Raw genomic sequence first — 21794 nt, 5'->3', positions numbered from 1 at the left:
GGTTCGGCGTAAGCGAGCGTGTGAAATCAAAGGCTTAGTTCTCCTGCCGATCGGCAGCAGGAACTAAGCAGCCAATTGCTCGGGCGCCGGGCGCCCGAACATCAGATCATCGAGGTTCTCGACCGGATCGCCGGAGCGGATCAGGCCCTTGCAGGCACCCTGCTCGGCGATGTCGCCCACGAACACAGCGCCGATCAGCTTGCCCTCCCGCACCAGCAGCTTGCGGTAGAGCCCGGCCCCGGGATCGGACAGGACGATCGCCTCGGCATCCTCGGGGGTATCCACGAGGCCGGCGGAAAAAACCGGCAGCCCGGAGACCTTGAGGCTGGTGGCGAGCGAGGTGCCGGCATAGGCGGCGTTGTGGCCGGCGAGGTGCCGGGCCAGGGTGTCGGCCTGCTCGTAGGCCGGCTCGACCAGCCCGTAGATCAGGCCGCGATGCTCGGCGCATTCGCCGAGGGCGAAGACGCGGGAATCCGAGGTGGTCATCCGGTCGTCGACCTTGATGCCGCGGCCGATCTCCAGTCCAGCGCCCTGGGCCAGGGCCACCGAGGGGCGTACCCCCACCGACATCACCACGAGGTCGGCCGGCAGCACGGTCCCATCGGCCAAGACGAGCCGTTCGACCTTGCCGTCGCCCTCGACCCGGGCTGTATCGGCCTTGAGGATCACGCGGACGCCGCGGGCTTCCATGGCGCGCTTCACCAGCCCGGCGGCGTGGTGATCGAGCTGGCGCTCCATCAGCCGGTCCATGACGTGGAGCAGCGTGGTGTCGACCCCCAGCCGCGCCAGCCCGACCGCCGCCTCGAGCCCGAGCAGGCCGCCACCGATGACGATCGCCCTGGCGTGCTGCACGGCGGCTTTGCGGATCGCAGCCACGTCGGCGAGGTCGCGGAACGTGATGACTCCGGGTAGGTCCATCCCGGGCTTCGGCAGCCGGATCGGCAGGGAGCCGACGGCGAGGACCAATTTATCGAAGGGCAGGACATGGGTCTCGCCGACCATGACCAAGCCGTTCTCGCGGTCGATCTGGGTGACCGGGGCGCCGGTGATGAGGCGGATGCCGTGGGCGGCGTACCAGTCGAGGCCGCGGAATTCGCAGGCTGCCTCGTCGACTTCGCCGCCGAGCAGCGAGGACAGCAGCACCCGGTTATAAGCGGCCTTCGGCTCAGCGCCGACGCAGGTGACGTCGAAGCGGCCGGGCGACCCTTCGGTCAGGCGCTCGAGGAATCGGAGCGAGGCCATGCCGTTGCCGACCACGACGAGCCGCTCGCGCGGCAAGCCGGTCTCGGCGCGCGCATCGTGTGCGCTGGTGTCCATGGGGGATGTCGCCATCTCTGGATCGCGTCTGGAACCTCGAGTGCAGGATCGTCGGCGGACCGCCCACGAAAAAGCCGCTGCCGGTCATCCCCCGGGCAGGCTCTAAGCCTCAGGAGAACCGGATCAGCGGCCTCGCTGACGGCGCTGCCCGTCGTCGTTGACGGACGCGAGTATCAAAGCAGATCCCGTGCCAAGCGCGAGGCGCAGTTCCAAGTTATTATAAGTGTTGATTAAATGTCGCCGTCACAGAGACGCCCTCGCGCCATGAGGGGCGAGACCGCACTGCACAAAAAGCAGGCGGGCGGTCGCTTAAACGATCAGCGCGGCGGCAAGGGAGGGTGTCTGGGCTACCGTCTGATCATCGAAGCTTGAGAGTGGCCAGATCGTTTGACGCCATCATCGCGAGCGCAGCGCCGTAGGGGATTCAGTGCGCCAAGATCGTGCGCCGCGCTGCGTTGCTTCGCTAGGACCGATAGGCCCGTCACAGCGAAGTCCAACCCTCCACCTCATCCTGAGGCGTGAGCGAAGCGAGCCTCAAAGGAGACTTCCAGGGATCGCGCGGCTGGCTGGAGGGCTCCTTCGAGGCCCAGCGATCTGCGATCGCTGGGCACCTCAGGATGAGGTGAGGAGTGGGAGAAGCGCTTTACCCAGCTAAATCGGATCCGACGCTTGGGCCGGATCAGATCAGCGTCGAGAGCATCGCCAGCAGGCCCAGAGTCGGCATCGCGCCGGCCACGAGGACCCAATACCAGGCTGGGACGCCGCCGGGACGACGGTTGTCGTTGCTGGCGCGCGGGGCCTTGGCGCCGCGACGAACATAGCGTCGAAGCTCGACCCGCCTGGGCGGATGCGATGTCGACGAGTCGGTATCGAGTTTACGGCATCCGGGCATGGCGATCGGAAAACGGCCGAGACCCGGTAACGTTCCGCGCTCGACTGTGTTCGGACATCACGTCGCTGACGAAAGTGCCGTTTTGTCTATCGCCCTCAGGGCGCCAGAGCGGCTTGGTAGAGATCGGGCCGGAAGACCGTGGCCGCCTCCGTATCGAGGCGGTCGTCCCGGGTGATCTGCCGGGAGGCGCGCATCTGCGCCACGAGCCAGCTTGCGGCCTCGGGACGCGGCGCCTGCACGGAGGCGCCGAGGTCGAGATGTCCCGGCACCGGCCGGGTGGCGCCAGCCGAATCCAGGACCGCGTCCCCCGCGAAGGCCCGGCCGATCAGCTCGGCATCCAGGTTGAGGTAGCTTCGGTGGGCCAGGCGATGGACCAGGTCGGTGCGGTTGGCCGGGTCGGCGCACCATTGCCCCGCGCGGGCGACCGCCCGGACCAGGGGCAGCGTCGCGCCGTCGAGCCGCGCGGATAGGGCGAGCACTTTCTCGGGGGCGTCCGGAGCGAGGTCGCAGCCGAAGGCCGCGATCCTCCCGTGGCCCGCCGCCACGGCCACGTCGTTCCAGGGGGCGCCGGCGCAGTAGCCGTCGACGAGGCCCCGGGCCAGGGCCTCGACACTGTGCTGGGGCGGGACCACGACCGTGCGGAAGGCCGTGGGATCGAGGCCGCCGGCCTCGGCGAACAGCCGCAGCTGGTAGGTGTGGCAGGAGAACGGATGCACGGTCCCGAGCGTCAGCGGCCGGCCCGCATCCCGGCGCTCGGCCGCCACCCGGGCGAAGGCGCGGGCCACGTCGGCCAGGGCCTCGCTCTCCGGTTCCATCGCGGCCCAGAGCGCGCGGGACACCGTGATGGCGTTGCCGTTGGCACTGAGCTGCAGCGGCACGATCAGGTCGGAGGGCGGCCCGGACAGAGCGAGCCGGCTTGCCAGGGCCAGCGGCGCCAGCATGTGCGCACCGTCAAGGTGGCCTAGCGCCAGGCGGTCGCGCAGGGTCGCCCAGGACGGTTCGGCCGTGAGGTCGAGCTCCAGGCCTTCGGAGCGGGCGAAGCCGAATTCGTGCGCCGCGATCAGCGGCGCGGCATCGCAGAGCGGGATGTAGCCGAGCTGGAGCCTCATCCGAGCAGATCCGCCGTGGTGACGATGGCCCGGGCGATGTCGGCGATCTTGCGCTTCTCGTTCATGGCCTTGCGCCGGAGCTGCTTGTAGGCCTCGTCCTCGGTCAGCCCCTTCAGGTTCATCAGGATGCCCTTGGCGCGCTCGATCAGCTTGCGGTCGGCAAGCTCGCCCCGGGCCTCGGACAATTCGCGCTGGAGCCGCGCGAAGGCGTTGAAGCGCAGGATCGCGATGTCGAGGATCGACTTGATCCGCTCCGCCCGCAGCCCGTCGACCACGTAGGCCGAGATCCCGGCATCGACCGCGGCCTGCATCATGGTGGTGTCCGAGCGGTCGACGAACATCGCCACCGGCCGCTCGACTTGCCGGGAGACCCCCGACATCTGTTCCAGGATATCGCGGCTCGGGCTTTCCAGGTGGATCACCACCACGTCGGGCTTCAGGGCGGTGATCCGCTCCAGCAGATCGGCCGTGTCGGGAATCACCACGATCCGGCCGATGCCGGCCGCGCGCAGGCCCTCCTCCAGGATCGCCGCACGGGCGCGGCTCGGGTCGATCACGGCGACGGTGAGGTTGGATTCGGTCATCGGGGCCCGGTCGGCGCGGGTCTTCTCAAGAGGGGGCGGCCCGGTTCGGGCGCCCCCGGCCAAGCCAATAGCCCAAGCAAGGTGTATGCCCCGCGGGGATCGCCAGCGTTACCGCCAGGCAAAGAAACGGTCCAGCTTCCGCCGCAATGCTGGGGGCATGCTGGCCCTCTCGGAACGATCGCGGGGATGGTGAAACGGATGCGCAGGCCAGACCAGCTTGCCCTGACGGACGCCGCCACCGGGCGCGTGTCGATGCCGTTCCTGCCGACCGTGGCGGTGGTGGCGATGTTGGGCATCGCCTCCCTCTATTGCCCGTCATCGCCGCAGCCGACGCCGCCGGAGGCCCGCGCCGACCTGATCGCGCCCGCGGCTCCGTCGCCCACCGCCTTCGCCAAGCCGGTGGCGATCCCGGAGCCGGTTCGGCGCCCGGCCTCCCTGGCCTTCGCCGAAATGTATCCCCTGGGCCCGATGCAGCCCGCAAGGCCTGCGCTCGCGGCGCGGGCGACGTCGCATATCGCGACCGCGGGCCGCCATCCCTGCCCCGGCCGCCGCTGCCCGGAGACACCCCTGCGCGTGACCGATCCGCTGGCGGCCGGCCGCGCCGAGGCCCCGGAGTCGGACGAGGCCGGGCTTCTGCCGCCCGCCGCCCTGCCCTTCGCCGCCTCGGTGGCCGAACGGCTGGCGCCCGCGGCCCGCGCCGTCGGCGATGCGGCCAGCCTGATGCGCGACGGCGCGGCGGCCGTACAGGGCTCCGTCGCCCTGGTGGTGGCCGACTGCCTGCGCTGACGCGCACGCCGGTCCGACGGCACGGCATTCTATTAGCGTGGCTTAGCGCGTGACCACCTCTGGACCTCGCAACCGGGCGTCCTAGGTGCGTTGCAGCGGATGGTCGGGGACCCGGCTTCGCGCTGGAGCGGAGGCCGGATGGCTGCACGCATCGAGGATTATGCACTCGTCGGGGATTGCCGCAGTGCCGCGCTGATCAGCCGGCAGGGCAGCGTCGACTGGCTGTGCTGGCCGCGCTTCGACGCCGCCGCCCTGTTCACGAGCCTGCTCGGCACCGAGGCGCACGGCTTCTGGAAGATCTTTCCCGAGGCCGAGCATGTCGAGACCAGCTGGGCCTATCGTCCCGGCAGCCTCGTGCTGGAGACCCGGCACAAGACCCGGCTTGGCGAGGTCCTGGTCACCGATTTCATGCCGGTCGGCGACGGCTCCCACCTAGTGCGCCTGGTCGAGGGCGTGCACGGCCGCGTCGCCATGCGCATGGAGATGGCGGTGCGGTTCGATTACGGCTCCGCGGTGCCGTGGGTCTCGCGCTCGGAGCTGGGGGACCTGCGCGCCGTCTCCGGCCCGCACAAGGTCGTGCTGCGCACCGATGTCCACCTGAAGGGGTCTGAGACGCAGACCACCGTCTCCGAGTTCACCGTCCATGCCGGCGAGCGCCATCGCTTCGTGCTGAGCTACGGCCCGTCCCACGAGGACGATCCGACCCCGATCGAGCCGCGCAGGAGCCTTGAGACAACCGATCAGGCTTGGCGCGAATGGTCCGAGCGCTGCGCCGGCGGCACGGCCTGGGACCGGATGCTGCAGCGCTCGCTCCTGACCCTCAAGGCGCTGATCTACGAGCCCACCGGCGGCATCGTCGCCGCGCCGACCGCGTCCCTGCCCGAGGGCCTCGGCGGCGAGCGCAACTGGGATTACCGCTTCTGTTGGCTGCGCGACTCCACGCTGACGCTGATCGCCCTGATGGATGGCGGCTATATCGACGAGGCGCGCAACTGGCTCGGCTGGCTGCTGCGGGCGGTGGCCGGCAACCCGGAACAGGCGCATATCCTCTACGGCATCGGCGGCGAGCGCCTGCTGCCCGAGATCGAACTCGACTGGCTGCCCGGCTACGAGAACTCGAAGCCCGTGCGGATCGGCAACGCTGCGGCCTCGCAGTTCCAGATCGATGTCTACGGCGAGCTGTTCGACGCGCTCTACCAGGCCCATGCCCGCGGCCTACCGGTGAGCAAGGACGGGTTGCGGGTCGGGCTGGCGATTCTCGGCCACCTGGAAAAGGCCTGGCGCAAGCCCGACGAGGGGATCTGGGAGGTGCGCGGCGGCTCGCGCCATTTCACGCATTCGAAGGTGATGGCCTGGGTCGCCTTCGACCGGGCCCTGCGCATGCACGAGATGCACGAATCGGGCGCCACCGAGGAGCAGGCCGTGCGCTGGCGCGCGGCGCGCGACGAGATCCATGCCGAGGTCTGCGCCAAGGGCTTCGACCCCGAGCTCAACAGCTTCGTCCAATCCTATGGGGCGAAGGCGCTGGACGCGAGCCTGCTGCTCATCGCCCATACCGGCTTCCTGCCGCAGGACGATCCCCGGGTGGTCGGCACCGTCGAGGCGATCGGCCGGGACCTGATGCGCGACGGCTTCATCCTCCGCTACGAGACCGAGGGCCAGACCACCGACGGCCTGTCCGGCAACGAGGGCGCCTTCCTGCCCTGCACGTTCTGGTACGCGGACAACCTGATCGGCCTCGGAAGGCGGGACGAGGCGCGGGCGATCATCGAGCGCCTGATCGGCATCTGCACCGATCTCGGCCTCGTCAGCGAGGAATACGACGTGCAAGCCAAGCGGCTTGTGGGTAACTTCCCCCAGGCGTTCACCCATGTCGCGCTCGTCAACACGCTGCTCAGCTATACGCGCGGCGAAGGGCCGGCGGATCGGCAGGGTGGTAAGGCCAACGGAGCCCCTCCCGCCGTCCTTCGGCAGCGTGAAGCCGACAAGCGGCACGCAAGAGGCGAACTGGAAGACGCGACATCATGAGCGGCGCTGACACTCCCGCCAAGGCGGGCTTCGCTGAGATCGATACGCTCAGCATCAACACCATCCGGACGCTCGCGATCGACGCGGTGCAGAAGGCCAATTCCGGCCATGCCGGCGCGCCGATGGGCCTGGCCCCGGTCGCCTACACCCTGTGGAATCGCTATCTCCGCTATGATCCGGCCCATCCGCACTGGCCGAACCGCGACCGCTTCGTGCTGTCCTGCGGCCACGCCTCGATGCTGCTCTACGCCCTGCTGCACCTCGCCAACGTCGCCGAGAGCGATGGCGGCAACGCGCCGGCGGTGACGCTGGAGGAGATCAAGAAATTCCGGCAGCTCGACAGCCGGACCCCGGGGCACCCCGAGTACCATTTCACCACCGGCGTCGAGACCACGACCGGTCCCCTCGGCCAGGGTGTCGCCAACTCGGTCGGCATGGCGATCGGCGGCCGCTTCCTTGGCGCGCGACTCAACCGGCCCGAGCTGCCGCTGTTCGACTACAACGTCTACGCGATCTGCTCGGACGGCGACCTGATGGAGGGCGTAGCCTCCGAGGCCGCCTCGCTGGCCGGCCATCTGCGGCTCGGCAACCTCTGCTGGATCTACGACGACAACACCGTCACCATCGAGGGCCACACCGAACTCGCCTTCGGCGAAGAGGTCGCGACCCGGTTCCTGGCCTATGGCTGGCAGGTGCTGCGGGTGGCCGACGCCAACGACCTGCACGCGCTGGCCGGCTCGCTCGAGACGTTCCTCGCCACCAACGACCGGCCAACCCTGATCGTCGTGAAGTCGGTGATCGGCTACGGCGCCCCGAAGAAGCAGGGCACCCCGAAGGCGCACTCGGACGCGCTCGGCGAGGACGAGGTCAAGGGCGCCAAGCGCGCCTATGGCTGGCCCGAGGACGCGCAGTTCCTGGTGCCGGACGGCGTGCAGGAGAACTTCCGCGATGGCATCGGCCAGCGCGGCGCCGCCCTCTACGATGCCTGGCAGGGCCTGCTCGCCAAGGCGCGGGCGGCCGATGCCGACCACGCCGAGGATCTCGCCGCCCTGCTGGAAGGCCGCCTGCCCGACGGCTGGGACAAGGACATCCCGGTCTTCGAGCCCGACGCCAAGGGCATCGCCACCCGGGAATCCTCCGGCAAGGTGCTCAACGCGATCGCACAGCACGTGCCGTTCATGCTCGGCGGCTCGGCCGACCTGGCGCCGTCCAACAAGTCGAACCTCACCTTCGAGGGGGCCGGCTCGTTCGGGCCGTTCTCGCCGGGCGGGCGCAACATGCATTTCGGCGTGCGCGAGCACGCGATGGGCTCGATCGTGAACGGCCTCGGCCTGTCCGGCCTGCGGGCCTACGGCGCCACCTTCCTGGTGTTTGCCGACTACATGCGCCCGCCGATCCGGCTCGCCTCGCTGATGGAGCTGCCGATCTTCCACATCTTCACCCACGACTCGATCGGCGTGGGCGAGGATGGGCCGACCCACCAGCCGGTGGAGCAGCTGCTGTCGCTGCGCTGCATCCCGGGCCTCGTCACCCTGCGCCCGGCCGACGCCAACGAGGTCGCCGAGGCCTACCGGGTGATCTTCTCGCTGAAGGACCAGCCGGCGGTGCTGGCGCTCTCGCGCCAGCCGCTGCCGACCCTTGACCGCACCAAGTTCGGCGCGGCCGCCGGCACCGCCAAGGGCGCCTATGTCCTGGCCGACAGCGACGGCACCCCGGAGGTGATCCTGATCGGCACCGGCTCGGAAGTGCAGCTCTGCGTCGGCGCCTACGAGGCGCTGAAGGCCGAGGGCGTGAAGGCGCGAGTGGTGTCGATGCCGTCCTGGGAGCTGTTCGAGCGCCAGGACAAAGCCTACCAGGATTCCGTGCTGCCCCCCGCCGTCAAGGCGCGGGTCACCGTCGAGCAGGGCAGCATCATCGGCTGGGACCGCTACGCCGGGACCGAGGGCACGGTCATCGGCATGGACACGTTCGGCGCCTCGGCCCCGATCAAGGATCTCCAGACCAAGTTCGGCTTTACCCCCGAGAAGGTGCTGGAAGCCGCGCGGGCGCAGCTCGCCAAGCATAAGACGTAACGCTTATTCCCCTCCCCCTTGTGGGGAGAAGCAAGGGGTGGGGGTGGTGCAGAAGGCACCGGAGCGCCCCATCCTGACCGACCCCCACCTCCGGCTCCTCCCCACAAGGGGGAGGAGAGACGGAAGCGGTGCGGTTCGCAGACCGTCGACGAGGAACCGACATGAACGCGCTCAAGGCCCTGCACGACGAACAGGATCAGGCGGTTTGGCTGGACTTCGTGGCCCGCGGCTTCATCCAGAAGGGTGAGCTGAAGCGCCTCGTCGAGGAGGACGGCCTGCGCGGGGTCACCTCCAACCCCTCGATCTTCGAGAAGGCGATCGGCCATTCGGAGGAGTACGATGCCAGCCTGAAGGCTGTGCAGGAGACCGGCGACAGCCGCGTCATCGACCTTTACGAGGGCTTGGCCATCGCCGACATCCAGGCCGCCGCCGACGTGCTCCGCCCGGTCTACGAGGCGAGCGACGGGGCCGACGGCTACGTCAGCCTCGAAGTATCGCCCTACCTGGCGCTCGACACCGAGGCGACGCTCCACGAGGCGCGGCGCCTGCACAAGGCGGTCGCCCGCGACAACCTGATGGTGAAGGTGCCCGCCACCCCCGAGGGCATTCCGGCGATCCGCCGGCTCACGGCCGAGGGCATCTCCATCAACGTGACGCTCCTGTTCTCGCAGGAGGCCTACGAGGCGGTGGCCCGCGCCTTCGTCGACGGGCTCGACGAGCGGGCCAAGGCCGGCCACGACGTGTCGAAAATCGCGAGCGTCGCGAGCTTCTTCATCAGCCGGATCGACGTGCTGGTCGACAAGCTGCTCGACGAGAAGATCGCCGAGGCCAACGACCCCGACGAGAAGGCGGCGCTCGGCCAGCTCAAGGGCAAGGTCGCGATCGCCAACGCCAAGCTCGCCTACCAGCGCTACCGGAAGATCTTTTCCGAGGCGAAGTGGACGGCCCTGGCCGAGAAAGGTGCCAAGGCGCAGCGGCTGCTCTGGGCCTCCACGGGGGTGAAGAACAAGGCCTATTCCGACGTGCTCTACGTCGAGGAGCTGATCGGGCCGAACACCGTCAACACCATGCCGCCCGCCACCATGGACGCGTTCCGCGACCACGGCACCGTCCGGGCGACGATCGAGGAGGATGTGCCGGGCGCCGAGGCCGTCATGGCTCGGCTGGCCCGCGCCGGCATCGACATCGAGGCTGTCGCTGAGCAGCTGGTGAAGGAGGGCGTGCAGCTCTTCATCGACGCCGCCGACAACCTGCTCGGCGCGGTCGCGGGCAAGCGCGCCGCGCTGCTCGGCCAGCGCCTCGACGGCCAGAGCCTTGTCATGGACGACACCCTCGCCGCCGAGGCGAAGAAGACCGTCGAGGCCTGGCGGGCGAGCGGTTCGATCCGCCGGCTCTGGGCCGGCGACGCCACCGTCTGGTCCGGCCATGACGAGGCGAGCTGGCTCGGCTGGCTGCACATCGTCGAGGAAGAGCTGGAGAAGGCCGCCGACTACGCCGCCTTCTCCGATTGGGTGAAGCAGGAGGGCTTCACCGATGCCGTGGTGCTGGGCATGGGCGGCTCCAGCCTCGGCCCCGAGGTGCTGAGCCTGACCTACGGCCAGCGCGAGGGTTTCCCGAAGCTCCAGATCCTCGACTCGACCCATCCGGATCAGGTGCGCGCCCTGGAGGCGAACATCGATCTCGGCCGGACCCTGTTCATCGTCTCGTCCAAGTCGGGCTCGACGCTGGAGCCCAACGTCTTTCGCGACTACTTTTTGGGGCGCGTGAAGGCAAAGCTGGGCGACCGGGCGGGCGATCACTTCGTCGCCGTGACCGATCCGGGCTCCGACATGGAGCGGGCGGCCCAGGCCGATCAATTCAAGAAAATCTTCTATGGCGTGAAGCAGATCGGCGGGCGGTACTCGGTGCTGTCGGCCTTCGGGCTTGTGCCGGCCGCGGCCCTAGGGCTCGACGTGAAGGCGCTGCTGGAGACGGCCCGGATCATGGTCCGCTCTTGCGGGCCGGTGGTGCCCCCCTCCCAGAACCCGGGCGTGCTGCTCGGCACCGCCATGGGAGCGGCGGGTCTCGCCGGCCGCGACAAGGTGACGGTCATCGCCTCGCCGGGCATCGACAGCTTCGGCGCCTGGGCCGAGCAGCTCATCGCCGAGTCCACCGGCAAGCAGGGCAAGGGCTTGGTGCCCGTGGATGGCGAGCCGGCGAGCGTCCCGGCGGTCTACGGCCGCGACCGGTTCTTCATCTATCTCCGCCTCGACGGCCACGCCGAGGAGGCGCAGGACGAGGCCCTGCGCGCCCTGGAGCGCGAAGGCCATCCGATCGCCCGCATCACCCTCGACTCCGTCGAGCAACTGCCGCAGGAATTCTACCGCCTGGAGATGGCCACTGCGGTGGCGGGCGCAGTGCTCGGCATCAACCCGTTCGACCAGCCCGATGTCGAGGCCAGCAAGATCGAGACGAAGAAGCTGTTCTCGGAGGCCGAGCGCAACGGCGCCCTCCCCGCTGAGACGCCGCTGTTCGCGGACGACGCCATCGCCCTCTACGCCGACCCGAAGAATGCCGAGGCCCTGCCCCAGGCCACCGACGGGCTGGAGGCGGCGCTGAAGGCGCAGGTCGCCCGCCTGAAGGACGGCGACTATCTTGGGCTCCTCGCCTACGTGCCCCGCGACGCGAAGGCCGCCGGTATCCTGCAGGAGGCGCGGCTCGCCGTGCGCGACGCCCGCAAGGTCGCGACCTGCCTGGAATTCGGGCCGCGGTTCCTGCACTCCACCGGGCAGGCCTACAAGGGCGGCCCGAATACCGGCGTGTTCCTGCAGATCACCGCGGAGCCCACCGAGGACCTGCCGATCCCCGGTCGGGCGCTGGGCTTCGCCACCGTGGTGGCGGCGCAGGCCCGAGGCGACTTCGCGGTGCTCGCCGAACGTGGCCGCCGGGCGCTGCGGGTTCACATCAAGGGCGACCTCGATACCGGGCTGAAGCGCATCGCGGCGGCGCTCAAGGCGGCGGTGGCTTAGAGGGCGGACGGTCTGGCCGCCCTTTCCCGGGAGCATGCAGCGTCAGCGGAATGCGACCCGGGACCCAGCACAAGAGCGCGCGAAGCGTCGAGACATCTAAACCCAGCGTCGAATGTGAGCCGCTGTGCGGCGCTTTTCTCACTGGGTCCCGGGTCACCTTTCACTGCGTTACAGGTGTCCGGGAAAAGGGTGCGCCACATTGTTCAATGTTGGCGTAGCCGGCGAAGCACTCAAACCCCGCGCCGCGGGGGCGATCGGTAAGGGATGGCAGCAATGCAACTCGGCATGATCGGCCTCGGCCGGATGGGCGGCAACATCGTCCGGCGGCTCCTGCGCGACGGGCACACGGCCGTGGTGTTCGACCAGAACCCGGAGGCGGTGGCCGGGCTGGTGGAAGCCGGCGCGGTCGGCGCGTCGAGCCTGGAGGATCTGGTCTCCAAGCTCGAAGTGCCGCGCACGGCCTGGGTGATGCTGCCGGCGGGCGCGATCACCGAGGAGGCGGTCAAGGCGCTGGCCGGCCTGATGCAGTCCGGCGACTGCGTCATCGACGGCGGCAACTCGTTCTACGGCGACGACGTGCGCCGGGGCATCGAGCTGAAGGCCAAGGGCCTGCACTACGTCGATGTCGGCACCTCGGGCGGCGTCTGGGGGCTGGAGCGCGGCTATTGCATGATGATCGGCGGCGACAAGGAGACCGTCGACCGCCTCGACCCGATCTTCAAGACCCTGGCGCCGGGCGTCGGCGACATCCCCAAGACCCCCAACCGCGAGGGTCGCGATCCCCGCGCCGAGCAGGGCTACATCCATGCCGGCCCGACCGGCGCCGGCCACTTCGTCAAGATGGTCCATAACGGCATCGAGTACGGCCTGATGCAGGCCTATGCCGAGGGCTTCGACATCCTGAAGCACGCCAACTCGGAGGCGCTCCCGGCCGAGCGCCGCTTCGACCTGAACATGGGCGACATCGCCGAGGTCTGGCGGCGGGGCAGCGTCGTCTCCTCCTGGCTCCTCGACCTGACCGCCCAGGCGCTCGCCGGCGACGAGAACCTTCAGGATTTCTCCGGCTACGTCGAGGATTCCGGCGAGGGCCGTTGGACCATCAACGCCGCCATCGAGGAGAGCGTGCCGGCCACCGTCCTGTCCAACGCCCTGTATCGCCGCTTCCGCTCCCGCGAGCAGGAGAGCTACGCCGACAAGCTGCTCTCGGCCATGCGCAAGGGCTTCGGCGGCCACCAGGAACCGAAGAAGTCGTGAGGAAAGGCCGATGAGCCTTCCGACCGGTACCCATGTCCTGCCCGACCCGCAGGCGGTCGCCCGCGAGGCGGCCGAGCGGCTGATCGTGGCCTGCGGCGAGACCGAGGCCGAGCGGATCGCGATCTGCCTGTCCGGCGGCTCGACCCCAAAAGTGCTCTACGGCCTCCTCGCCGGCCCGGACTATGCCGCCCGGGTGCCGTGGGAGCGGATTAACTGGTTCTTCGGCGACGACCGGGTGGTCCCCTGGGACGATGAGCGCAGCAACGTCCGGATGGTGCGCGAGGCGTTCGGGCACGGGTCCCGGATCCCATCGACGCACCTGCACTTCATCCCCTCCGACGAGGGCGCCGAGATCGGGGTTCGGGCCTACGAGCGAACCCTCCTCGACTTCTACGGGGCCGAAACCCTCGATCCGGCCCGACCGCTGTTCGATCTGGTCCTGCTCGGCCTCGGCGAGGACGGCCACACGGCCTCCCTGTTCCCCGGCAAGCCGGCGGTCGAGGAGACCGCGCGCCTGGTCGCGCCCGTGCCCGAAGCTGGCCTGGCGCCGTTCGTGCCGCGTATCAGCCTGACGCTCCCGGCCCTGGCCTCCTCGCGGCACGTGCTGTTCCTGGTCACCGGCGCCGGCAAGCGCGAACCCCTGGCCCGGCTCGCCGCCGGGGAGGATCTGCCCGCGGGCCGGGTCACCAGTGTCGGTGACGTAGCCTGGCTGCTCGACGCGGCCGCCGCCGGTTGAAGGCCTGCGCGGGCCGTTACGGTCTGGCAAGACGGTCGCGCTAGATGGGGTTGCCTGCTGCGTGGTCCGGATCCGATCGCGTCGCGGCGGCGGTTCCATGCCACGAAGGGCCAGATGCGCGCGGGCACCGTCGTCCTCTACACCGATCAGGCTGCCCGCCGCGCCGATCTGCTGCTGGCGCTGCAACAGGTCGCCCCCTGCACGGTGCTGGACGCCGCCGCGGCAGCGCCCTCCAGTCCATGCCGCGCCCTGGTCGTCGATCTCGACCTGCTGCAGCCCTCCCCGCTCGTCGGCCTGCGGACGCTGATCGCCGATTCCCCGGCCCTGCCGCGGATCTTCCTGATGCGCAGCATGGGCACCCGCAGCCTGTCGGCGGCGCGCGGGCTCGGGGCGCGGCTCTGCCTGCCCGAGGACACGCCGGTCGGAACCGTGGTCGAGGCCCTTCGGGCGCAGCTCTCACCCGTCTCGGACGTCCCCAAGCCCGGCGCGCGCAGTAAGTCTCCGCTGGTCGTCCAGGCCGCCGACAAGGCCGGCGCGGTCATCGCCAACCTGCTCGATGCCGCGCGGGATACGGGCAGCGTCGATGCCGCCCTGGTCAATGACGGCCTGGAGCCGATCCTCGGGGCGATCGGCCAAGGCGGGCTGACCGCTTGGCTCGACACGGTGCGCGCCTACGACGACGCCACCTATCAGCATTGCCTGTTGGTGGCGGGCCTCGCCGCGACCTTCGCGATCGACCTCGGCTTCTCGCCGGCCGACCGTCAGCAGCTCGTGCGCGCCGCCCTGGTCCACGATGTCGGCAAGGCCAGGATCCCGCTGGCGATCCTGAACAAGGCCGGCCCCCTCGACCCGGCCGAGCGGGCGGTGATGCGCACGCATGCCGCCCTCGGGCACCAGATCCTGGTCCAGGCCGGCGGCTTCGACGACGCCGTGCTCAAGGTGGTGCGCCACCACCACGAATTGCTCGACGGCTCCGGCTACCCGGACGGCCTCGCCGGGGACGCCATCGACGACATCGTCCGCCTGATCACCGTCTGCGACGTCTACGCGGCCCTGGTCGAGCGTCGCCCCTACCGCGCCCCGATGCCGGCCGCCGCAGCCATGGCGATCCTGCACGGCATGGACGGCAAGCTCGACAGGACTCTGGTGCGCGCCTTCGAGCGCTCCGTCGCCGGGTCCTGACCGGCGCTTGCGGGTGCCGAAGCACGATCCGGCCCCTCCACCCCGCGCCGTCATTGCGAGCGCAGCGAAGCAACCCAGGGCAGCGCGCGATCTCCGAATGTGGCGTTTCCCTGGGTTGCTTCGCTGCGCTCGCAATGACGGGGTTGAGCTGCGCACGGATCGACCAAAAATCGCATGAGACGCGCGCTGGTCTCATTGCGCTACATCAGGCCGACGCGCGAACTCACTGCACATCTTCCGGTGAGGTTGAAATGACATTTCTACCTTTCGCCCTTCCGCGCAATCCAATTGCTCAGGCAGGCCATCCGACCACGATCTTCGCAACCCGTCTCCGGCCCCTCCGCGCTAGGCTTCACGCAGCCTGACGGAGGGCCTTTGAGGAGAGTGCGCATGACCCCGCTGACCCATCCAGCCGAAGTCGAGGCGATGTTGGCGGATCTCGCGCTCTCGGCCCGGCGCTCCCCGGACGCCTATCTCGCTTCAGCCCGGGCGACCCTGCTGAAGATCCTGGCGCGGCCGGACTTGCTGGACCCGACGCGGCTCGTCGCGCCGCCGGAGGGCCTCGGCCGCAATCTGCTGTTCGGCACCCGGGCGCTCAGCGTCTGGGCCATGGTGTGGAGCCCCGGTGCGGTGACGCCCGTGCACGATCACCACTGTTCCTGCTGCTTCGGGCTGCTCAGCGGCAGCCTGCGCGAGACCTGGTATCGCCCGATCAGCGACACGCATGCGGTCGCGACCCTGGATGTGGTCCGGGTACCCGGCTACGTGGCCTGCATGATGCCCTCGGGGCCGAACCTGCACCGGATCGCCAATGACGGTCCGGACCCGGCGATCTCGATCCACGTCTACGGCTACGACCACCGGGCGCAGGCTTCTTCGGTCCACCGCACCTATGAGGTCGCGGCGGGGTGATGTGACACCCACGCCGTCATTGCGAGCGGAGCGAAGCAACCTAGGGAAACGCCAGCGTTCTGAGACCGTGCGCGACACTGGGTTGCTTCGCTGCGCTCGCAATGACGGTGGAGGGGGCCGCCCGACCCGAAACCGTCACTCCATATAAATGGTCGGCACGGCGGTCGTGTACTTCATCTCCTCCATGGCGATGGAGGAGGACAGGTTCGAGAATTCGAGCTTGGCGATGAGCCGCTGGTAGACGGCGTCGTAGGTCTCGATGTCGGGCACGACGATGCGCAGCAGGTAGTCGATTTCGCCGGTGAGCCGCCAGGCCTCGACGATCTCCGGGAAGCCGGCGACCACCCGGCGGAACGCGTCGGACCAGTCGGCCGCGTGGCGGGGCGCCTTCACCGCTACGAACACCGTGGTCGGGACGTTGACCTTGCGCCGGTCCACGAGGGCGACCCGGCCGCGGATCACGCCTGAGGCTTCCAGGTTCTTGACCCGGCGCCAGCACGGGGCGGCGCTGACGCCGACCCGCTCGGCCAGCTCGGCGACCGGCAGCGTCGCGTCCTGCTGGAGGACGTCCAGGATTTTTCGGTCCACCGCGTCCATGCGAAAGCTGCTCCCGCGCGGGGTCCGGGCTGACGGGTCTACAGGAAGAAGTGCTTCGAGAGCTTCAACCCCTGGGCCTGATAGTTCGAGCCGGCCCCCGCGCCATAGAGGGTTTTGGGCACCGCCAGCATCCGCTCGTAGACCAGCCGGCCGACGATCTGGCCGTCCTCCAGCAGGAACGGCACGTCGCGGGAGCGGACTTCGAGCACCGCGCGGGCGCCCGCGCCGCCGGCCCCGGCATGGCCGAAGCCGGGGTCGAAGAACCCGGCGTAATGGACCCGGAATTCGCCGACCAGGGGATCGAACGGCACCATCTCGGCGGCGTGGTCCGGGGGGACCTGCACCGATTCCTTGGACGCCAGGATGTAGAACTGGCCGGGATCGAGGATCAGGGCGCCCGATCCGTCCGCCGCCAGGGGCTCCCAGAAATCCACCGCCCGGTGGCGCCCCGGGGCGTCGACATCGACGAGGCCAGTATGGCGCTTGGCCCGGTAGCCGATCAGCCCGTCGAACCCGGACAGGTCCACCGACACCGCGACGCCGCCGTGGAAAGACGGGGCGTCGGAATCGACCAGCGGCGCGCGCAGGTGCAATTGGCCGAGTTCCGCCTCGGTCAGCCGCGGTGACCCCTGGCGGAAGCGGATCTGCGACAGGCGCGAGCCGGTCCGGACCAGCACCGGAAAGGTGCGCGGCGAGATCTCGGCGTAGAGCGGCCCGGTATAGCCGGGCTCGACCTGGTCGAACGCTTCGCCCCGGTCTGTGATCACCCGGGTGAACACGTCGATGCGGCCGGTGGAGCTTTTTGGATTGGCTGCGGCCGCCAAGTTGCCCGGCAGCGCCAGGCTCTCCTGCAGTTCGGCGATGTAGACGCAGCCGGTCTCCAGCACCGCGCCGGGGCGCAGGTCGATCCGATGCAGCGACAGGCGCTCGACGCAGGCCTGGACCGTGCGGCTCGCGCCCGGCAGGAAACTGGTACGGACTCGGTAGGCGGTGGCGCCGAGGCGCAGATCGAGGCTCGCGGGCTGGATCTGGTCGCCCGCGAAGGCCTCGGCCACGCGTATGCCGCCCGCCTGGGCCAGCGCGGCGATCGCCTCGGCCGGCAGGATGCCGGAGCGGGTCCCGGCGCTCGAATCGGCGTCGCCCGACTTGGCGGCCTGCGAATCTGCGGCATCCGTGCCTGCGCCCGCGTTCATCGCGCATCGACTCCTTCGCGCGCCTCCGGGTGGATCCGCGTTCCTACACGTTCTCCGCTGGGACTGGCTAATGCCGGCTTAACCGAGAGCGCGGGCCGTCCAGTGCCGCTTCCCGCCACGGTCCGATAGGCCTGCGACATCATCCGCGCGAGGTAGTCCGCCGCAATTGACGCCGATTTCACCGCCCACTACCACCGCGAGTGAAGCGCGTTCAATTCGTCTTCATCGAATCGCACCGTTCGAAGAAGGGCCTAATAGGGCGATGTACAAGGCCGAGACGCGGGGAATTCGAGTGACCGTTCAGCCCCGCTTCGTCGAGGAGGAATCCTCCCCGAACGAGAGCCGCTATTTCTTCGCCTATACGGTCGAGATCGTGAACACCGGCAGCGAGCAGGTGCAGTTGCGCTCCCGCCACTGGCGGATCATCGACGGCCACGGCGCCTGCCAGGAAGTGCGGGGGACGGGTGTGGTCGGCAAGCAGCCCGTGCTGGAGCCGGGCGAGTCCTTCTGCTACACCAGCGGCTGCCCGCTTAACACGCCCGATGGCCTGATGGCCGGCAGCTACACCATGGCGACGGTGGCCGGCGAGAGCTTCGAGGCCGAGATTCCCGCCTTCTCCCTCGACAGCCCCCATGTCCGCCGCAGCCTGCACTGAGGTCCCGGCGCCGGGGCCTCGCTCCGGAGGGATCCATGTCTGGGAACGGCGAGCGGCTCAGCCCGCTCGACATGCTCGCCCGCCTCGTGTCGTTCGATACCGAGAGCGACAAGTCGAACCTCGCCCTCATCGACTCCGTCTGCGCCTATCTCGACGGCTGGGGCGTCCCCTATCTGCGTTTGCCGAACGCGGCCGGCGACAAGGCGGCCCTGTTCGCCACGGTCGGCCCGATGGTCGAGGGCGGTGTCGTCCTCTCCGGCCATACCGACGTGGTCCCGGTGGCGGGCCAGGCCTGGACCAGCGATCCGTTCACCCTGCGGGTCGCCGACGGCCGGGCCTATGGCCGCGGCGCGGTCGACATGAAGGCCTTCGACGCCCTGGCGCTGGCCCTGGTGCCCGACATGCTGGCCGCCGATCTTAAGCGGCCGATCCACATTCTGCTCTCCTACGACGAGGAGACCACCTGCCTCGGCTCCATGGATGCGATCACCCGGTTCGGCGCGGACCTGCCGCGCCCCGGCGCGGTGATCGTCGGCGAGCCGACCGGGATGGAGGTGGCGGACGCGCATAAGAGCATCGTTACCTGCCTGACCATCGTGCACGGCCGCGAGGCCCATTCCGCCCGGCCGGCCCTCGGGGCCAACGCGGTGGCGGCGGCCTGCGAGCTGGTCGCCGGCCTCAGCCGGATCGCCGACCGGATGATCGAGCGCGGCGACGCGTCGGGGCGGTTCGACCCGGCCGCCACCACGGTCCATGTCGGGACGATCCACGGCGGCACGGCGCGCAACATCCTCGCCAAGGAGTGCCGCTTCCACTGGGAGTATCGCGGCCTGCCGGACCTCGACCCGGGCGAGATCCCGCGCCTGTTCGCCGAGGAGGTCGAGCGGGTGACGCGCGAGCGCCTGAACCGCTACGGTGATTACGGGCGAATCGAGACGATCGAGGAGGTCGACATTCCGGGGCTCGCACCCGAACCCGGCTCCGAGGCCGAATTGCTGTGCCTGCGGCTTGCCGGGCGCAACCGGACCATCGCGGTGCCCTACGCCACCGAGGCCGGGCGCTTCCAGCAGGCCGGGATCCCGACCGTCGTGTGCGGACCCGGCGACATTGCCCAGGCCCACCAACCCGACGAATTCATCACCCTCGACGCGCTCGGCAAGGGCGAGCGGTTCCTGAGGGCCCTGATCGAGGCTTACGCGTCATGAACGCGCTCATCGGCATCACCATCAAGCTGCGCCCGCTCGAACGCGAGGACCTGCGCTTCGTCCACCAGCTGAACAACAACGACAGCATCATGCGCTACTGGTTCGAGGAGGCCTACGAGTCCTTCGCCGAGCTGCAGCAGCTCTACGAGCGCAACATCCACAACCAGACCGAGCGCCGCTTCATCGTCGCCGACCCGAGCGGCGAGCCCGCTGGGCTGATCGAGCTCGTCGAGATCAACCACCTGCACCGGCGCTGCGAATTCCAGATCGCGATCCACCCGAACTTCCAGGGCCGCGGCTATGCCTGGCAGGCGACCCGGATCGCCATGGATTACGCCTTCAGCGTCCTCAACATCCACAAGCTGTACCTGCACGTGGACCGGGACAATGCCCGGGCGGTGCGCATCTACGAGCGCTGCGGCTTCCACCCCGAGGGCGTCCTGAAGGACGAGTTCTTCGTGAACGGCCGCTATCGCGACGCCGTGCGGATGTGCCTGTTCCAGCCGGAATATCTGAAGGCCCGCGGCGGCGGCGATATCGCCGAGCCGGTGCTGAAGGTGTGATGGGTTTTCCCGGTAAAGAAGGTGCCGCGGGCGTCATCGTCCTTGCTCACGATGCCCGTGCAATCCAGATCTTCCCCTCATCCTGAGGTGCCGAAGCGTAGCGAAGGCGTCGAAGGAGGGCTCTAGGACGCCCTGAGGCTTCTGGAGGGCTCCTTCGAGGCCCGCTTGCGCGGTCACCTCAGGATGAGGGTGTGATTGGGAAGGCCGATCGACGGGTCGATCGGCGCCATCGGCCGAAACTCTACTGGTTCGGCTGCGCGCCGATCTCGGCCTCGACCTCCTGCGGGTCGAGATCGTAGCGCCGGGAGCAGAATTCGCAGGTGATGACGATGCGGCCGTCATCCGCGACGATGTCGCGACGCTCCTGCGGCGAGAACGAGCGGATCATGCCCATCACCCGCTCCCGCGAGCAGCGGCAGGCCTCGTGCACCGGCTGGCGGTCGAACACCCGCACGCCGCGCTCGTGGAACAGCCGGTAGAGCAGGCGCTCGCTCGATACGCTCGGATCGACCAGCTCGTGATCCTCCACGGTGCCGACCAGCGACCGCGCCTCGACCCAGGCATCGTCCTCGACCGCCTGTCCGGACAGGTGGGTGTGGCCTTCCGGGATGTCGCCGGGCGGCAGGTCAGCGAGGCGGGCCCGGTCGATCGATTGCGGCAGGAACTGCACGATCAGGCCTCCGGCGCGCCAACGGCCCGTGCCCTCTTCCACCGCTTCGGCGACCGCGAGGCGCACCTGCGTGGGGATCTGCTCGGACTGGCGGAAATACTGGTGCGCGGCCTCCTCCAGGCTCTGGCCTTCGAGGGCGACGACGCCCTGGTAGCGGCTGGCCGCTGAGCCCTGGTCGATGGTCATGGCGAGGTGGCCGGCGCCGATCAGGTCGGCATCCTTCAGCGGGCGCTCGCCGAGCGCCGCGACCCGCTCCGCGTCGAACCGGGCGGTGGCGCGCAGGCGATCCGGCGCCTCGAAATCGACCACGATCATCGCCACCGGGCCGTCGGTCTTGGTCTGGAGCTGGAAGCGGCCCTCGAACTTCAGCGACGAGCCGAGCAGCACCGTGAGCGCCGCGGCCTCGCCCAGCAGCCGGGCGACGGCATCCGGATAGCCGTGACGGCGCAGGATCGTGTCCACCGAGGGGCCGAGCCGGACCAGGCGCCCACGCACGTCGAGGGCCTCGACGGCGAAGGGCAGCACGGCATCGTCCGCACCGTCATGGCCGTTGCCGACCGCCTGCGACTGGGATTGCGACTCTGGTCCTGAGGTCATGCCCGCTCCGATCGATAGGTCCGGTTCCCGCGGCGGCCGCTTCTGCCCTTGCTCGCTCGGACAGGGTGGTCTCGCATCGGTTTCCGGATCATCCCCGGCTGGAAAGGAAACCTAGCCCGGAGATGCTACGCGCCTTCCCTCCCCCCTCTGCGGGAGAGGGTGGCCCCCGAAGGGGGTCGGGCCGGGACGAAGTCCCGCAAGAGGGGCAGCGCGACGGTTCAGGATGTGTCGCCCGTCGGGACCGATCCGGAAGCGTCGCTCCCCTCTCCCGACCCCTGCTAACGCAGGGGCCACCCTCCCCCGCAGAGGGGGGAGGGAGAGGGCGCGCAAAGCCGGCCACAGAAGTGGCCCGCCGCCGCCTATATGGGGCGCAGTCCAGAAAAGCGCGAGCCCGGGATCAGGACTCGCCCGCGCCCAGGCAAAACGCCAAAATC

17 protein-coding genes are annotated in these 21794 nt (G+C 69.4%); 11 read left to right on the top strand and 6 right to left on the bottom strand.

The window, feature by feature from the left end; translation table 11 throughout:
* Nucleotides 1-63: 63 nt before the first annotated feature.
* The 3 genes from MKK67_RS28185 to MKK67_RS28175 all read right to left on the bottom strand — a co-directional run bounded on the left by MKK67_RS28185 (nucleotide 64) and on the right by MKK67_RS28175 (nucleotide 3902).
* Nucleotides 64-1317: an NAD(P)/FAD-dependent oxidoreductase gene (locus tag MKK67_RS28185; protein WP_243971775.1), complete on the bottom strand. Its 1254-nt coding sequence runs from the start codon at nucleotides 1315-1317 to the stop codon at nucleotides 64-66.
* A 987-nt stretch (nucleotides 1318-2304) separates the two neighbouring features.
* The gene (locus MKK67_RS28180) at nucleotides 2305-3318 is read right to left on the bottom strand and encodes a CmpA/NrtA family ABC transporter substrate-binding protein (protein WP_243971773.1); all 1014 of its coding nucleotides are present in this window, start codon (nucleotides 3316-3318) and stop codon (nucleotides 2305-2307) included.
* Nucleotides 3315-3902: an ANTAR domain-containing response regulator gene (locus MKK67_RS28175; RefSeq protein WP_007562443.1), complete on the bottom strand. Its 588-nt coding sequence runs from the start codon at nucleotides 3900-3902 to the stop codon at nucleotides 3315-3317. Before MKK67_RS28175 ends, MKK67_RS28180 begins: the two co-directional genes overlap by 4 nt.
* A 198-nt stretch (nucleotides 3903-4100) precedes the next feature.
* Here MKK67_RS28175 and MKK67_RS28170 point away from each other — a divergent pair, with 198 nt between their 5' ends.
* The 8 genes from MKK67_RS28170 (at nucleotide 4101) to MKK67_RS28135 (ending at nucleotide 15880) form a co-directional block, all read left to right on the top strand.
* Nucleotides 4101-4688 carry a hypothetical protein gene (locus MKK67_RS28170; protein WP_243971771.1) on the top strand — a complete coding sequence of 196 codons (588 nt, stop codon included), beginning with the start codon at nucleotides 4101-4103 and terminating at the stop codon, nucleotides 4686-4688.
* Between the two features lie 99 nt (nucleotides 4689-4787).
* A complete protein-coding gene (locus MKK67_RS28165) occupies nucleotides 4788-6716 on the top strand; it encodes a glycoside hydrolase family 15 protein (RefSeq protein ID WP_279601880.1) in 1929 nt (642 codons plus the stop codon).
* On the top strand, nucleotides 6713-8788 hold the full coding sequence (gene tkt, locus MKK67_RS28160; RefSeq protein WP_243971767.1) for a transketolase: 2076 nt from the start codon (nucleotides 6713-6715) through the stop codon (nucleotides 8786-8788). Before MKK67_RS28165 ends, tkt begins: the two co-directional genes overlap by 4 nt.
* 161 nt (nucleotides 8789-8949) lie before the next feature.
* Complete coding sequence (locus MKK67_RS28155) at nucleotides 8950-11796, top strand: bifunctional transaldolase/phosoglucose isomerase (protein ID WP_243971765.1); 2847 nt, start codon at nucleotides 8950-8952, stop codon at nucleotides 11794-11796.
* A 273-nt stretch (nucleotides 11797-12069) separates the two neighbouring features.
* The gene (gene gnd / locus MKK67_RS28150; RefSeq protein ID WP_243971959.1) at nucleotides 12070-13050 is read left to right on the top strand and encodes a phosphogluconate dehydrogenase (NAD(+)-dependent, decarboxylating); all 981 of its coding nucleotides are present in this window, start codon (nucleotides 12070-12072) and stop codon (nucleotides 13048-13050) included.
* Nucleotides 13051-13060: 10 nt separating this feature from the next.
* Nucleotides 13061-13786, top strand: coding sequence for a 6-phosphogluconolactonase (gene pgl / locus MKK67_RS28145; RefSeq protein ID WP_243971763.1), 726 nt, complete (start codon nucleotides 13061-13063; stop codon nucleotides 13784-13786).
* Nucleotides 13787-13900: 114 nt separating this feature from the next.
* Nucleotides 13901-14968 carry an HD-GYP domain-containing protein gene (locus tag MKK67_RS28140; protein WP_243971761.1) on the top strand — a complete coding sequence of 356 codons (1068 nt, stop codon included), beginning with the start codon at nucleotides 13901-13903 and terminating at the stop codon, nucleotides 14966-14968.
* A gap of 390 nt (nucleotides 14969-15358) precedes the next feature.
* Nucleotides 15359-15880, top strand: coding sequence for a cysteine dioxygenase family protein (locus MKK67_RS28135; protein WP_243971759.1), 522 nt, complete (start codon nucleotides 15359-15361; stop codon nucleotides 15878-15880).
* 135 nt (nucleotides 15881-16015) lie between these two features.
* On the opposite strand, the gene MKK67_RS28130 is transcribed toward MKK67_RS28135, so the two are convergent.
* Together MKK67_RS28130 and MKK67_RS28125 are read right to left on the bottom strand one after the other, a co-directional pair.
* Nucleotides 16016-16477, bottom strand: a complete 462-nt coding sequence (locus tag MKK67_RS28130) for an Lrp/AsnC family transcriptional regulator (RefSeq protein ID WP_243971757.1) — start codon at nucleotides 16475-16477, stop codon at nucleotides 16016-16018.
* A 38-nt stretch (nucleotides 16478-16515) separates the two neighbouring features.
* The gene (locus tag MKK67_RS28125; RefSeq protein ID WP_243971755.1) at nucleotides 16516-17670 is read right to left on the bottom strand and encodes a 2'-deoxycytidine 5'-triphosphate deaminase; all 1155 of its coding nucleotides are present in this window, start codon (nucleotides 17668-17670) and stop codon (nucleotides 16516-16518) included.
* 262 nt (nucleotides 17671-17932) lie between these two features.
* Here MKK67_RS28125 and apaG point away from each other — a divergent pair, with 262 nt between their 5' ends.
* From apaG to speG, 3 genes are read left to right on the top strand one after another with little or no spacing between them, the layout of a single operon-like run.
* Nucleotides 17933-18325: a Co2+/Mg2+ efflux protein ApaG gene (gene apaG / locus MKK67_RS28120; RefSeq protein ID WP_007562424.1), complete on the top strand. Its 393-nt coding sequence runs from the start codon at nucleotides 17933-17935 to the stop codon at nucleotides 18323-18325.
* Nucleotides 18326-18360: 35 nt separating this feature from the next.
* Entirely contained in the window at nucleotides 18361-19530 is a 1170-nt protein-coding gene (gene argE, locus MKK67_RS28115; protein ID WP_243971753.1) for an acetylornithine deacetylase, read from the top strand.
* A 14-nt stretch (nucleotides 19531-19544) separates the two neighbouring features.
* The gene (gene speG / locus MKK67_RS28110) at nucleotides 19545-20093 is read left to right on the top strand and encodes a spermidine N1-acetyltransferase (protein ID WP_313899049.1); all 549 of its coding nucleotides are present in this window, start codon (nucleotides 19545-19547) and stop codon (nucleotides 20091-20093) included.
* 241 nt (nucleotides 20094-20334) lie between these two features.
* On the opposite strand, the gene MKK67_RS28105 is transcribed toward speG, so the two are convergent.
* Nucleotides 20335-21360: an Hsp33 family molecular chaperone gene (locus MKK67_RS28105; RefSeq protein ID WP_243971749.1), complete on the bottom strand. Its 1026-nt coding sequence runs from the start codon at nucleotides 21358-21360 to the stop codon at nucleotides 20335-20337.
* Between the last annotated feature and the right edge of the window lie 434 nt (nucleotides 21361-21794).

This window comes from Methylobacterium sp. J-072 (assembly GCF_022829425.1).
Taxonomy (GTDB): domain Bacteria; phylum Pseudomonadota; class Alphaproteobacteria; order Rhizobiales; family Beijerinckiaceae; genus Methylobacterium.
Note: the sequence above shows the minus strand (reverse complement) of the source record. Positions and strands in the feature narration are given on the sequence as shown.

Coding starts and splice junctions, on each gene's coding strand:
- MKK67_RS28185 (WP_243971775.1), bottom strand. CDS start 1,317: ATGGACACCAGCGCACACGATGCGCGCGCCGAGACCGGCTTGCCGCGC.
- MKK67_RS28180 (WP_243971773.1), bottom strand. CDS start 3,318: ATGAGGCTCCAGCTCGGCTACATCCCGCTCTGCGATGCCGCGCCGCTG.
- MKK67_RS28175 (WP_007562443.1), bottom strand. CDS start 3,902: ATGACCGAATCCAACCTCACCGTCGCCGTGATCGACCCGAGCCGCGCC.
- MKK67_RS28170 (WP_243971771.1), top strand. CDS start 4,101: ATGCGCAGGCCAGACCAGCTTGCCCTGACGGACGCCGCCACCGGGCGC.
- MKK67_RS28165 (WP_279601880.1), top strand. CDS start 4,788: ATGGTCGGGGACCCGGCTTCGCGCTGGAGCGGAGGCCGGATGGCTGCA.
- tkt (WP_243971767.1), top strand. CDS start 6,713: ATGAGCGGCGCTGACACTCCCGCCAAGGCGGGCTTCGCTGAGATCGAT.
- MKK67_RS28155 (WP_243971765.1), top strand. CDS start 8,950: ATGAACGCGCTCAAGGCCCTGCACGACGAACAGGATCAGGCGGTTTGG.
- gnd (WP_243971959.1), top strand. CDS start 12,070: ATGCAACTCGGCATGATCGGCCTCGGCCGGATGGGCGGCAACATCGTC.
- pgl (WP_243971763.1), top strand. CDS start 13,061: ATGAGCCTTCCGACCGGTACCCATGTCCTGCCCGACCCGCAGGCGGTC.
- MKK67_RS28140 (WP_243971761.1), top strand. CDS start 13,901: ATGCGCGCGGGCACCGTCGTCCTCTACACCGATCAGGCTGCCCGCCGC.
- MKK67_RS28135 (WP_243971759.1), top strand. CDS start 15,359: ATGACCCCGCTGACCCATCCAGCCGAAGTCGAGGCGATGTTGGCGGAT.
- MKK67_RS28130 (WP_243971757.1), bottom strand. CDS start 16,477: ATGGACGCGGTGGACCGAAAAATCCTGGACGTCCTCCAGCAGGACGCG.
- MKK67_RS28125 (WP_243971755.1), bottom strand. CDS start 17,670: ATGAACGCGGGCGCAGGCACGGATGCCGCAGATTCGCAGGCCGCCAAG.
- apaG (WP_007562424.1), top strand. CDS start 17,933: ATGTACAAGGCCGAGACGCGGGGAATTCGAGTGACCGTTCAGCCCCGC.
- argE (WP_243971753.1), top strand. CDS start 18,361: ATGTCTGGGAACGGCGAGCGGCTCAGCCCGCTCGACATGCTCGCCCGC.
- MKK67_RS28105 (WP_243971749.1), bottom strand. CDS start 21,360: ATGACCTCAGGACCAGAGTCGCAATCCCAGTCGCAGGCGGTCGGCAAC.